The following is a 14,205-nucleotide window of genomic DNA, read 5'->3' as shown; positions in this document are numbered from 1 at the left end:
CCACCTTCATACATATTAATCAGGCTTTGCTATACCTCTACCTCATGCTTTCGCACCATGGTGATGCTAAATTAGGTTCAAGCAAAGGCTCTTTAGGCTGCCTTTTTTGACCTGGAGGAGCAAGCACCTTTAGGTTTAGAGATTTAAGCAATAATCTGACATTTTCATTGGCGTCATCATGATCCATTAAAAGTTTAACTAGCTCAGAAATATGTTGAGTCCGTAAGCTCGATACATTTTCTATGGCTATTGCATGTTTAACTTCATCTAAAAAAAGCAGGTAGTCATGATTTTCGATTTCATGCTCACGAATTTTGTTTTCTATATTAGCCCGATACTCTTTGTATAAAGCAAGGTCTTGTTTGATGAGTGCAGTGGTCAAAATAGAGAATGTGAGTCGAACTGAATCTCTATGTTTATTTTGTAATTGAAATAACTTTTTAGCCTCTAAAAAGTGGTTAAGTGCCTTATCAACTTGCTCAATATGCAGAGCAATGTTACCGCGCACAATATGAATACCTGCGCTGATATTGGCATCTAAGATATCAAACTCAATTGAATCGAGTAACTGAAATCCGACAGAAGGTTGTCCTTGAACGCGGTAGGCTGTTGCTATGTTTGATTTCAGGGCAGCTGTATAGTTAATACTTGTAGTTTTTGTTAAGGCGCAAGTAAAGTGTTGTATCGCATCTTGGTGTTGATTATTTTGCCTGTATGCCACACCAATATCATTGATAATATGCAAAGCTTTTTGTTCTGTTACAGCTGCAAACTGCTTCTTTTTCAAGGTTGTTAAGGTGTTCATGAAGCTTTGCCAATCATATACATTGATAGCGGCCTTGATAGCGATACGATGAAACTGGAGTGTATCTTCGTTAAAGGTATGTTGGTACTTGTGTTTTTGTCTTTTGTACTCTGCTAGCGCTTGCTTCGGATTGTTTTTTTCTAGCTGAGATAGATTCTCTATTAATTCAGAACTGACAGTTGCAGAGGCTGCCAATAACAAAGACAACAATAGACTCATAAAAATGACCAAGCAAAATCAAGCAATATTGTTATTGTAAACGTATTGTGATTCTTTTAATAATACTAATTTGCTACTTAACTACGCGCTTATTTGAAAGCCACTTAGTTAATAGACATATGGCTTGAAACAATATCAGCGTCATTGTCTACCCAATGCGAGTAAAAATAGATGAACTGCTCGGTTTTCTCATCATAATAGGCGCTTGAAACAAAGTCAGCTTCTGGTGGTAAGGCTAATTTATCTCGCTATTCTAAGTTTGTTGATAAAGTTACTAAGTGATTTTTACCAGTGTCTGTTCTGACATGAACCAGAATGTGTTGTTCTAAACTGAATGCGTGCACAATTTCGCCGTCATTAAATGACCACTCTTGGTCATCCTGTAAGTTAAAAACTTTATTGCGCTCCCAAACAGTTTGTTGATTTTCATTACTAAAAATAACTGTACCGCGTTGATTAAATACTTTGGCTGAGCCGGTGCCTAAATCAAAGTGCAAGGACGAGTTTGCTTGGTGAGTTGTTGTGATCAAGGTGTTTTTATCTTCTGACCAATGGTCAACTCGTACAATATAGACATCTGACTCTAAGGTTGTAATTTGATTGGTGGCAAGATGATACACAAATGCCTTACCCGAGGCGGCAAAAGCAAGTTCAGTGTTATCAGGAGACCATATGGCTCTCGAGTAATACGGTGGTGGGAGCGCCAGAAAAATTTGATGCGCACTATAAGCGTTTATCGGCTCGATTAGGGTATAAGGTGATACCTGAGTTCAATGAGCTATGGGGGTTAACAGCCTATTTGATAAGAGAGCAACATTACGACGAAGCTCATTATATCATTAAAAAGTGGCAGGGTTTTTACCCAAAGCAATCGGCGCCTAATTATGAGTTAGCCAGGCTATTTCTTGCTTAAAATAAACCTTACCAGGCTGCCAATTCTATTCGGTTGGCTGTTGAATACGCACCACCTAATTCAAGACAGTACAGAAGGAGTAAAGACCTTCAACAAGAGATTAAGGATAAACTTTGAAAGTGATGAAGTGATGAAGTGATGAAGTGATGAAGTGTTGAGCGGTATTACCGCTCAACGCTATACAAACTATGGTTCAATTGGACAGAATTGACCACCGTTTGGTACCCAAACACTGCGAGTTTCCCAACGGCAATTATATGCAACTGTTTTACGCTCTTGTTGAGTGAAGAAAGTATCATGTTGATGGACATAAACACCGCCCGGTGCATAACCATAAGGGCCAGGAATTGTCCAGTCATTAGGACAGCTTTGACTAGCCAGTACAGTTTTAGCCGTCCAATCAGGATAAGTTGTCATTGAGTTTTTATACATTAACTTGTAGTGACACGTTTTGTATGCAATATCAGTGAGTTCAGTGCGATAGTCACACACACGAACACGACGCTCATCCCAATAACCACCACAGTCAGGGCTTGCAACCTGAGTGTCGTAAAAAGTATTAAAGTCAGTTGTTTTTATTTCTTTTTCAGCAGTGTTAGCTGCAGCATTAAAAGTAAGTGCAAGAAAAACACTTGCAATCAAAGTTGTAGTTTTCATTTCAAAATCCTTTGAAAAATTAAAAGAGGTACAATTGTTAACCTTATGTTTTGTTTTGTAAACACCTTGTCTGTTGAATAATTTTAATACAGAAAGTTGAAATTAATTACTGAGATAAATGAGATGATTTTAGATTTATAGAGACAATTTACATTTAGATACTATTCTCATCGCATTTATTATTGCACTGATTAGTTTGCCTCGTAACATAGAGGGGTTAACAAACTGAGAACATCTAAAATGAAACTAAAAATCTCTCTATTAAGTGCAGCGGTTGTTGTTGCACTGAGTGCATGTAGCAGCACGCAAAGCACATCACAACAAGTTGAACCTGAAGTACAAAAAGTTGAAAAGCAATACGACAATATTTTATTGCAAAAGTATGCAGGACCTTATGACGGCGTACCACAGTTCGACAAAGTAACGATTGCGGATTTAGAACCAGCACTGGATATTGCAATTTCTGAAAACCTTGCAGAAATTGATGCCATTGCAAATAACCCAGAGAAGCCAACTTTTCAAAACACCATAGCCGCACTTGAAGCGTCAGGTGAAGCACTGGACCGTTTATTCCCATACTATGGTATCTGGGCGAACAATAACTCAAGCCCAGCATTTCGAGAATTACAAGGTAAGCTAGTCCCTAAGTTTTCTGCGATGAGCTCTAAAATCACGCAAAACAAAGCGTTATTTGAGCGTATTCAAGCGGTTTATAACAGCGATGAGTTTAAAAACTTAACGGCAGAAGAGCAGCGTATTACTTGGATGCGTTACAACGGTTTTGCGCGTAACGGCGCAACACTATCGGGTGACAAAGCAAAGCGTTATGCTGAGATTAACCTAGAGCTGTCAGGCTTACATTCTAAGTTTGGTAATAACGTATTGGCTGATGAAGAAAACTATGTCGTTTATCTTACAAAAGATCAGCTAGCAGGTTTACCTAAGTCATACATCTCTGCAGCAGCGGCAGCAGCAAAAGCGCGTGGTCAAGAAGGCAAATATGCCGTAACGAATACGCGTTCATCAATGGACCCATTCTTAAAGTATTCTGAAGAACGTGAACTACGTGAGCAGGTTTGGAATAACTATTATAACCGTGGGAATAATGCGGGCGAAAACAATAACCGTGACGTGATCAGCCAAATCTTAAAGCTACGTCATGAACGTATTCAGCTTCTAGGCTACGAAAACTATGCACAGTGGCGTTTAGAAGATCGCATGGCAAAAGCGCCTGAAAATGCCATCGAACTGATGAATAAAGTATGGCCTGCTGCGATTGCACGCGTAAAAGAAGAAGTGGCAGATATGCAAGCTGTCGCTGATAAAGAAGGTGCGAATATCACTATCGCACCATGGGATTACCGTTTCTACGCTGAAAAAGTACGTAAAGCGAAATACGACTTAGATTCAAACGAAGTAAAAGAATACCTTCAAGCTGATAAGTTAACTGAAGCCATGTTCTATGTTGCAGGCGAGTTATTTGATTTTACATTCACACCAGTGCCTGAGGGCTCAGTGCCGGTCTTCCACGAAGACGTGAAAGTATGGGAAGTGAAACGTAAGTCTAACGGCGAACACGTTGGTTTATTCTACCTTGACCCATTTGCTCGTAAAGGTAAGCGCTCTGGTGCATGGGCAACATCGTTCCGTTCACACACCACATTCCAAGGTAAGACAAACGTATTGAGCACCAATAACTCAAACTTTGTTAAAGCGCCAAACGGTGAAGCAACATTGGTTTCTTGGGATGATGCGAATACGTATTTCCATGAATTTGGTCATGCGTTACATGCGCTTTCTTCAAATGTGAAATACCCAAGCTCGAACGGCGGTGTACGTGATTACACTGAGTTCCAATCTCAGTTATTAGAGCGTTGGTTATCAACTGACGAAGTGATCAACAACTACCTTGTTCATTACAAAACGGGCAAGCCAATGCCAAAAGAGTTAATCGAGAAGATCCAAAAGTCTTCAACGTTTAACCAAGGTTTCTCAACAACTGAATACTTAGCGTCTGCGATCATGGATATGAAATTCCATATGACTGATCCTGAGCTAATTGGAGATCCGGTTGAGTTTGAAAAAACAGAACTTGCGAAATTAGGCATGCCATCTGAAATCGTAATGCGTCACCGTACAACGCATTTTGGTCATATCTTCTCTGGTGAAGGCTATTCAGCAGGTTATTATGGTTACCTATGGGCTGAGGTATTAACTTCTGATGCAGCAGAAGCATTTGCAAATGCACCAGGTGGCTTCTACGACAAAGATTTAGGCGACCGTTTAGTTCAGTACTTATTCTCAGTACGTAATGCAATGGATCCGGCAGAAGCATATAACAAGTTCCGTGGTCGTGATGCAGAAGTAGGCGCGTTAATGCGTGACCGTGGCTTCCCAGTATCTGAATAATTTTTAGCAGTTAGCTTTAAATAAAAGACATCAAGCCCAGCTGTTGCTGGGCTTGATGTGTAAGTATCAAACAACTCCATAAGCTAGCATGGCATCAGCAACTTTAATAAAGCCCGCGATATTTGCGCCTTTCACGTAGTCTACGTGCTCTTCATGTTCACCATATTGCACGCATTTATCGTGTATTTGTTTCATGATGTTGTGCAGTTTCTCCTCAAGCTCTTCGTGCGACCAAGACATACGAATGCTATTTTGGGACATTTCTAAAGCTGATACAGCAACACCGCCGGCGTTTGCCGCCTTACCTGGCGCATAAAGGATTTTATTGTCATGAAATACCTTTACTGCTTCTGGCGTACAAGGCATGTTGGCGCCTTCTGATACCGCAATACACCCATTATCAGCCAAATGTTTTGCGTCTTCTTTTGTTAACTCGTTCTGAGTAGCACAAGGAAAGGCAAGTTCAGCTTTAATATGCCATGGCTTTTTATTTTCGAAAAATTCGCAACTAAACTCATGGGTTAATACATCGAGTCGCTTGCGTTGCTGAATCTTAATTTCTTTTATTTTTTCAAGTTGTTCTTGCGTTAGACCGTCTGGAATAAATAGTGTGCCACTAGAGTCTGAAAGCGTGAGCACTTTGGCATCAAGATGTATTAGCTTCTCTGCACAATGAAGCGCAACATTACCTGAGCCTGATACTAAGCAAGTCTTGCCTTTAATGTCGTGCTGGTGGTGAGCGAGCATAGCTTGCATAAAATACGCGTTACCATACCCCGTTGCCTCTGTGCGAATGAGGCTGCCACCATACTCAATGGCTTTACCTGTGAGTACACTTTCGACTCTGTGAGTAATGCGTTTGTATTGACCAAATAAGTAACTGATTTCTTTTGAGCCAACGCCGATATCGCCAGCCGGTACATCCATATTTGGGCCAATATGTTGATAAAGCTGGGTCATAAATGACTGGCAAAAGCGCATGATCTCTCTGTCAGATTTGCCTTTAGGATTAAAATCAGCACCGCCTTTACCTGCGCCTATGGGCAAAGTGGTTAAGCTATTTTTAAAGGTTTGTTCGAAGCCTAAAAATTTTAAAATACTTAAACTGACAGAAGGATCGAAGCGAAGCCCGCCTTTGTATGGGCCAATGGCATTGTTAAATTGGACTCTGTAGCCACGGTTAATACGAATATTGCCCTCATCATCTTCCCAAGTGACACGAAAAGAGACGACTTTATCTGGCTCTGTCATTCTTTCTAGAATATGTGCTTGGCGATATTTTTTATTTTGATTAATAAAAGGGATTACTGACTCTGCAACTTCTTTGACTGCTTGGTGAAATTCTACTTCATGCGGATTCCTTTTAATGAGTCCATCCATAAAATGTTCTAGGGTTAAATCATCGTACATATGTTCACCTGTTAGATTTGTGCGTTGTTCCAAAAAGTGGGCTATTTCGCTATTTTTAGCCTAGTTCAATTCGTAGGGTTTGTGATTTATTCTTTTGAATTTCAAGTCGTTTAGTTGATATGCGCTGCTTGGTTATTTAGATCAAATGTTACCATTTGTTTCTAATTTACAAACCCTTACAAATTAACAAAGGCAGCGTTATTTTTTCTTTACCTTTTAGCTTATGATGTGAGCAAATAACATATGGCTAGTAAAAATAAGAAGGGAATATGTCGTTGCTAAATACATTTCAAAAATCACTTTTGGCATTATCAGTATTAGGCTTAGTTGCTTGTTCAGGCGAAGAAAACACTGAAAAAGCAGATAGCAAAACCGAGCAAGTTGCGAAAAAACAAGAAAAAGAAGAGTTTGCAATTCCTGTTGAAGTCACTTTTTCAAAAGTCGGTGATGTTGCCAAGTTCTATCAAACCACTGCCATTTTAGAAGCAGAGCAAGAAAGTAAGGTGGTTAATAAGGTAACGGGCATGCTTGAATCTGTGCATGCACAAGAAGGTCAGCGTGTGAGTGCCGGGGACTTACTTGCACAAATTGACCCGCGCAATTATGAATTAGATTTTGAACGTGCCAAGATTGATTACGAATCAGCAAAGTCAGAGTACCGTCGTAGCCAGCCAGTTGACGGCAAACAACTGATCTCTGAAAAAGACTTAGATAAATTGCGTTTTAGAGTGCAAACCACAGAAAACCAACTTGAAGTTGCCAGAATTAAACTTCGAGACAGTAAAGTTGTTTCGCCGATTGACGGCGTTATCGCAAAACGTTCAGTCAAAGCACATAACATGCTAAGTAATTCAGGCAATGAAATGTTCCATGTTGTGTCACTAGACTCACTCATCGGTGTGGTATATTTGCCTGAGTCAGAGCTTAGTAAAGTTAAGCTTGGCCAAGTTGCAAAACTTCACTTTCCTGCAGAGCCAAACCTACAACTAGAAGCAACTGTATTGCGTATAGCACCTTTGGTCGATAGCAAGTTAGGCACCTTTAAGGTGACACTGACGATTGATAATCAAGAGAATATTTTAAAGCCGGGGATGTTTGCGCGTGTTGCCTTATTACTTGATAGCAAGCAAGGCGTTACCTTGGTGCCTGAAAACGCCGTGATCAAAAAAGATGGTAAAGCAACCCTGTTCGTTGCCCAGAATGACAGAGCTAAAAAACTTGAAGTGGAAACGGGTTACACCCAAAACGGCTGGGTAGAAGTCATCACACCTATTTCGAGTGAAGATGGCGTTATCACTGTAGGTCAACATGGTCTTAAAGACGATGCTTTACTGAAGGTGTTAAATCACGACCAAAGTGCCATCGTGACTAATACCGAAGACAAATCTCAACAGCTTTAATCGCGCCAGAAGTAAGGACAGAGTATGAATATTGCTAGGCTTGCGGTAAAGCGCCCAGTAACCATAACCATGTTGGTTTTGGCGGTGATGTTGTTCGGTATGGTGGGGTTCTCACGCCTTGTGGTGTCGTTATTACCCGATTTAAGTTACCCAACTTTAACAGTAAGAACAGAAAATCCCGGTGCGGCTCCTGCTGAAATTGAACAACTGATTTCAAAACCAATTGAAGAGGCGGTAGGTGTCGTTAAAGGCATTCGCAAACTGCATTCTATTTCAAAACCGGGACAATCAGATTTGGTCATTGAGTTCCAATGGGGCACAGATATGGATCTGGCCATTATGGAGCTTCGCGAAAAACTCGATATGGTGATGTTACCCGTTGAACTGAGAAAACCCGTCATTTTAAGGTTTAACCCATCTTTAGATCCAATTTTAAGACTAAGCATCTCAGGTGATGCGCAATCTTACACACAACTAAGATCACTGCGTACTTACGCAGAAGAAGAGCTAAAACGCGCCCTTGAACCTATTGATGGGGTTGCAGCAGTCCAGCTCAGTGGTGGTTTAGAGCAAGAAGTACAAGTGCTTATTGACCAACAACAAGCCAATCTTCGCGATGTGACCGCTGAGATGATCACAAACCGAATTAAAAACGAAAACATTAATGTGTCAGCCGGTCGAGTTTATGATGGTCAGCAAGAGTTTTTAGTTCGCACCCTTAACCAGTTTACTTATATCGAAGAAATTGGTGATGTCATTATTAAACAAGATGCCGGACAGACGGTTTACTTACGTGACATTGCCACTGTTGTTGATGGTGTAAAAGAGCGCCAAGATATTACTCGTGTTAATGGTAACGAAGCAATCGAGATGGCTTTGTACAAAGAGGGCGATGCCAATACGGTGGCTGTAGCCAAACGTGTACAGGCTAAAATCAAACAGCTACAGGACGAATTACCAGAAAACGCTGAGCTGAAAATTTTGTCAAATCAGGCTGAGTTTATTGAAAAAGCCATCGATGAAGTGAAGCAAACGGCCATTATTGGTGGTCTACTAGCGATTGTGGTTTTGTATCTTTTCTTAGGTAAGTTTAAACCGACAATCATCATTGCACTGGCTATTCCAACCTCCATCATTGCAACTTTTAACTTGATGTTTGCCAATAACATCAGCCTAAACATTATGTCTTTAGGCGGTATTGCACTGGCGGTTGGCTTATTGGTTGATAACGCCATTGTAGTGCTTGAAAATATCTATCGTAAAAAAGAACAGGGTCAAGATGTTGAGCAAGCCGCAATTGAAGGCACCAATGAAGTATCGGGTGCAGTAACGGCGTCAACACTGACAACATTGGCAGTATTTGCGCCTTTGGCATTTGTCACAGGTTTTGCTGGTGAGATTTTTAGCGACCAAGCGCTAACGGTCACCTTTGCTCTACTTGCCTCATTAATTGTGGCACTGAGCTTTATTCCTATGTTGGCGTCACGTCAGTTTTCAATTGCCTCGAGTGATGCAAACCTTGAAAACATTGAATCTGAAAAGCCAGTGAAAACAGGCGCAAAGAAATGGCTTAGCCTGTTATTAATGCCGTTCAAGTTTGTGGCTGTTGTGATCCCGTGTTTTATCGGGCGTTGGATATTACGCATCATTATGATGTTGTCGAAAATCATAGGCTGGTGCACCAGCAAAATTACTTATCCGGCTTATGTTGCATTTAATGGTGTCTATAAAATCTTTGCCAAAGGGTATGACAAGCTACTTAAAAGCGCGATGAAACAGCGTGCATTGGTCATTTCAATTTCTTTAGTCTTTGCTGTGGGTGTTGCAAGCCTGTTGCCTAAATTGGGCATGGAACTGATGCCAGAAGTGGCACAAACAGAACTGACTTTAGAAGTTACACTGCGTCAGGGGACGCCGATTGAACAAACCGACCAACAGCTTAATTTGCTGGCGCGCTCAGTAGTTGATATGCCGGGTGTGGTACACACCTATAGTATGTCGGGTACAGGTAGTCTGATGATGAGCAGTGCGACACGTGGTGGCTCTCACTGGGGTCAACTGGTTGTTAAAACTGAAACATCAGCACAACTAAGCGCTGTACAAGATGCGTTGCGTGCGCAACTATCTGGCATGGCGCAGGTCAATGCGGAGTTCACGCAAAGTCGCATGTTTGAACAAGAACGTCCATTAGTTGTGGTCATGAGTGGTTATCAGCTTGATGAGTTAAAACTGTACGCCGATAGATTGGTGTCGCAACTACAACAGCAAAACCGTTTTGCCGATGTCACAACATCGCTCAGAGCAGGACAACCTGAGCTGAAAATTGAGTTTGATCATCAACGTTTAAGTAGCCTAGGATTAACCGCTGCGGGCATTACCGATATTCTGGCAACCAAAATAGGCGGTAATGTCGCGAGCAAATATAACCTAGATGATCGTCAGGTAGATATTTTGGTTCAGGTAGATCGTGATTCGCGTAATTCTGTGGCGGCGATCCGTGACTTAATTATTCATGGTGAAAACGGTCAGAGTGTGCCGCTGTCAGCGGTTGCAAAAGTCACTGAGTCTATTGGCCCGAATGAAATCAACCGTTTAGATCAGGCGCGTGTTGCCATCATTACAGCCTCTGTGAAAGAAGGTGATTTAGCAACAGCTGCACAAGTTGTGCGCAGTGAAGTGGCCTCTTTAGGGTTACCTGATCGTGTTTATAGCCAAGTGATTGGGCAAAACCAGCAAATGGAAGAAGCTTATTCGTCATTAATTATGGCGCTATTGCTCGCGGTATTCTTGGTTTACTTGGTCATGGCTTCACAGTTTGAGTCATTGTTAAATCCGTTCATCATTTTATTCAGTGTGCCACTGGCGGTACTCGGGTCAATCTTTGGTTTATTCATCACAGGTACCAGCTTAAGTGTGATCACCTTTATTGGTTTGATCATGCTAAGCGGTATTGTAGTAAACAACGCCATTGTATTAATTGATCGCATTAACCAATTGCGCGCGCAAGGTTGCGCGATGTTGGATGCTATTTTAGAAGCGGCCAACTCACGTTTACGTCCAATCATCATGACGACCATGACCACAATTTTGGGTTTGTTACCTATGGCGATGGCTACGGGAGAGGGCGCTGAATTACGCGCGCCATTGGCGATTACAGTGATGAGCGGTCTGTTGATTGCAACGTTCTTAACTCTGATTGTTATTCCTGTTTTATATAGTGTGTTTAACCGTGACCAAGTGCAGGCAAATGAGAACTTAGGTAAGGCGGACTATGAAGCAGGCTAAATCAATCAAAAACCTGACTGCACTGGCTCTAAAACGGCCAGTGACTTGCTTTATGTTGATGCTATCAATGATAGTAGCTGGTCTTATGAGCAGTAAGCTTATTCCCCTTGATAGCTGGCCTGCGGTCAATGCACCTGCCGTGTTTGTAAGAGCATCATACCCAGGTTCGACGCCTGAAGAGATTGAGCGTCTTATAACAAAACCGCTTGAAGAAGCTTTGGCAACCATGGGTGGGGTGAACTCAGTCACTTCTCGTACTTCTTCAGGGTGGACGTCACTTACCCTACAGATGAAGTTTTCGACCGACTTAAATGTGGCAATTTTAGAAGCACGTGAGAAGGTTGATTTGGTTCGACACCTTTTACCTGAAGACTTACAACGCGTAGACGTAATGAAATTTTCAACCCAAGATATGCCGGTTGTTGAATTAACATTACTGAGTGAAAAATCTTTAAATCGTGATTATGAGTTTTTAGAAAATAACCTAAAAATGCCATTGGAGCGTATTCCGGGTGTAGGGCGTGTAGAGCTATATTTACGTCAGCCAAGAATTTGGGTGAAACTTGATCCTGACAAACTCGCTATGCATCGCGTTGATATTCAACAAGTGACTCGGGTGCTTCAAGAAGCAAACTTTTTAAAATCTGTGGGTGAAGTACATACTGATGATTATCGCTATGCGGTGACACCGCAGGGCCAATATCGTGATATCGAAGATATTCGTGCGCAACGTATCAATGAGCGAGTGAAACTCTCTGACATTGCCAACGTGCATTACGCTTTGAGTGAACGTCAATGGCAGCGTCGTGTTGACGGTCAACCTGCGGTCGGTTTAGACATTTTCAGAGAGTCTGACTCAAATGTAGTCGATGTGGCAAAGCGCATTCGCGAAACCCTTGATGAAGTGATGCAAAAGCCACAACTGCAACATATTGATATTCAATATGACAGAGATGATGGTAACAGTGTTGAAGTATCAATTTCTTCATTGTTAAAGGCTGGCGCAATCGGGGCGGTATTATCATTCTTTGTACTATGGTTTTTCTTACGTAACCTCAAACTCACAGGCGTTGTAGTACTTGCTGTGCCTGTCTCATTAAGTATTTCACTGGCGATAATCTATTTCATGGGATTCAGCTTAAATATGCTGACACTGATAGGTTTGATCATCGCAATAGGTTTACTAATCGATAACTCGGTGGTGGTTTGTGAAAGTATCTTGCAACAGCGAGCACAAGGCGACTCGGGTAAAGCGGCAGTCATAGAAGGTGTTGATAAAGTCAGCACGGCTATTTTGAGCGCAACACTCACCACTGTGGTTATCTTTTTACCTCTACTTATGGGTGACAAAAATTTTCTAACAGTGATGTTACAGCAAGTAGCTGTGTCTATTTGTGTACCATTATTGGTGTCTTTATTGGTTGCGAAAACTCTGATCCCATTGTGTATGTATCGTGTTTTACCTGACAATGCCGGCGCAAACGAATCTGGGTCTGATAAAGTACAACAAAAATACCGCAAAGCATTAAATTGGGGTCTTAGCCATCCTAAGCGAGTGGGCGCTTTTTTCTTAATTATGTTTACCAGTGTCATGCTGGCTAAAAGTATGGTTGATAAGAGCTCAAGTGACGCTCAATCTCAAAAGCGCCAGCAGATTTTTTATGAGTTTAAGGGTGAACCTGACCTCGATAAAAAACTTGCGTTTTTGCAAGAGATCGAAACTTATTTATTAGAAAATAAACAATCTCTAGGCATTAAAAAGGTATATTCTGGCGTCTATCAAAGGGGCGCATGGACTAGCATACGTTTTGTTGAAGACTTACCTAGACCAATAGAAGATATTAAAGAAGATATTCGTAACAACTTTCCTGAATCAGCGTATGCAAAAGCGTCTTTGCAACGAGAAGCAGGATCTCGAACGGCGGTGAGTGTTTATCTGTTCGGTCGTTCTACGGCAAAGTTAAACGAGTTGGCTGAACAACTTATTCCTGTGATAGAAGCCCATCCACATTTTACTGATGTAAAAAATAGTGCTGAGGGCGATGTCTATGAAATGCAATTGGTGGTAGACAGACAGCGTGCTATGCAGTTGGGTGTTTCGACCCAAGAAATAGCTACTAAAATTGGTAATGCCATGCGTGGTCTCAATTTGAAAACACTGAGGACTTTAGACAAAGGTGAAGTAGAAATTATCGCTGGTTACTATGAACAGGGCGCTATTCCCATGGAAGAACTTAAAAGTTTACCCGTCATGGAATCGAACGGTGCTATTTTAACCTTGCAACAACTGGTAGAAATAGAAACACGCCCAGCACCGCGAACAATTTCACGTAGAGATCGTCAAACTCAAATTTCTATAGAGATGAATATTCAAGATGTCAGTCATGAAGAGGCTGCTAAGTCGCTCAACGAAATGATGAATGCCATCACATTACCGCGAGGCTATTCTTGGGGTCTAGGTCCTAAGTTTGCAGAGCAAGATGAGTCAATGAAAGACATGGCTTTTAATATGATGATCGCGCTGTTCTTGATCTTCATGATCATGGCAGCGTTGTTTGAGTCATTGCTATTGCCAATTGCAATTCTAAGTTCGATAGGGCTTGGCTTTGTGGGTGTTTACTGGACGTTTGCATTACTTGGCATGGGCTTAGGTGAAACAGGCATGCTAGGCATGTTAGTACTTATGGGGATTGTGGTGAACAACGGCATTGTATTGATTGACCAAATCAATCGCTTTAAGGGCTCAGCAGAGCATTTACAACAAGCGATTGTTGATGCTTGTTCAACGCGCTTGCGCCCAATCTTAATGACGGTAGCAACGACGGTGATCGGTATGTTACCTGTGTTGTTCGATAGCAGCTCAGCAGATTCAGGTGTATTAGATTATAAACCCATGGCAATTGCGATTATTGGTGGCTTAATCTTCTCAACCATTACCAGTTTAGCCTTTGTGCCTTACTGTTATTATTTGCTTTATCGGTTAGGCCAGGGTAGTAGTAATAGACTTGCTGAAGCGCGTGCTTATGCTAATCAAAAGTTGTCAAAGCTGAGTTAATAAGCAATAAGATTACTAAATGAATGGCGCATTATGCGCCATTTTTTTATGA

Annotated in this window: 8 protein-coding genes; 4 read left to right on the top strand and 4 right to left on the bottom strand. The window is 41.5% G+C overall.

Annotated elements, in window-relative coordinates:
* Positions 1-37: 37 nt before the first annotated feature.
* The 3 genes from C1E24_RS09090 to C1E24_RS09080 form a co-directional block, all read right to left on the bottom strand.
* Entirely contained in the window at positions 38-1,024 is a 987-nt protein-coding gene (locus C1E24_RS09090; RefSeq protein ID WP_138480693.1) for a hypothetical protein, read from the bottom strand.
* Positions 1,025-1,272: 248 nt separating this feature from the next.
* On the bottom strand, positions 1,273-1,644 hold the full coding sequence (locus C1E24_RS09085; RefSeq protein WP_138480691.1) for a hypothetical protein: 372 nt from the start codon (positions 1,642-1,644) through the stop codon (positions 1,273-1,275).
* Between the two features lie 479 nt (positions 1,645-2,123).
* On the bottom strand, positions 2,124-2,594 hold the full coding sequence (locus C1E24_RS09080; protein ID WP_138480689.1) for a hypothetical protein: 471 nt from the start codon (positions 2,592-2,594) through the stop codon (positions 2,124-2,126).
* 240 nt (positions 2,595-2,834) lie between these two features.
* Between C1E24_RS09080 and C1E24_RS09075 the strand changes: the two genes are divergently transcribed.
* A complete protein-coding gene (locus C1E24_RS09075; protein WP_138480687.1) occupies positions 2,835-5,003 on the top strand; it encodes a M3 family metallopeptidase in 2,169 nt (722 codons plus the stop codon).
* 66 nt (positions 5,004-5,069) lie between these two features.
* Here the strand turns inward: C1E24_RS09075 and gdhA are convergent, their stop codons facing one another.
* The gene (gene gdhA / locus C1E24_RS09070) at positions 5,070-6,413 is read right to left on the bottom strand and encodes an NADP-specific glutamate dehydrogenase (RefSeq protein ID WP_171040844.1); all 1,344 of its coding nucleotides are present in this window, start codon (positions 6,411-6,413) and stop codon (positions 5,070-5,072) included.
* A 269-nt stretch (positions 6,414-6,682) separates the two neighbouring features.
* Here gdhA and C1E24_RS09065 point away from each other — a divergent pair, with 269 nt between their 5' ends.
* From C1E24_RS09065 to C1E24_RS09055, 3 genes are read left to right on the top strand one after another with little or no spacing between them, the layout of a single operon-like run.
* A complete protein-coding gene (locus C1E24_RS09065) occupies positions 6,683-7,813 on the top strand; it encodes an efflux RND transporter periplasmic adaptor subunit (RefSeq protein WP_138480685.1) in 1,131 nt (376 codons plus the stop codon).
* A gap of 24 nt (positions 7,814-7,837) precedes the next feature.
* Entirely contained in the window at positions 7,838-11,098 is a 3,261-nt protein-coding gene (locus C1E24_RS09060; protein ID WP_138480683.1) for an efflux RND transporter permease subunit, read from the top strand.
* Positions 11,085-14,153: an efflux RND transporter permease subunit gene (locus tag C1E24_RS09055; protein WP_138480681.1), complete on the top strand. Its 3,069-nt coding sequence runs from the start codon at positions 11,085-11,087 to the stop codon at positions 14,151-14,153. The genes C1E24_RS09060 and C1E24_RS09055 overlap by 14 nt, the downstream gene beginning before the upstream one ends.
* Positions 14,154-14,205: the final 52 nt, after the last annotated feature.

It is taken from the genome of Pseudoalteromonas phenolica (assembly GCF_005876835.1).
Classification (GTDB): Bacteria; Pseudomonadota; Gammaproteobacteria; order Enterobacterales; family Alteromonadaceae; genus Pseudoalteromonas; species Pseudoalteromonas phenolica_B.
The sequence above is the reverse complement of the archived record's forward strand: the minus strand, read 5'-3'. Positions and strand labels throughout refer to the sequence as shown.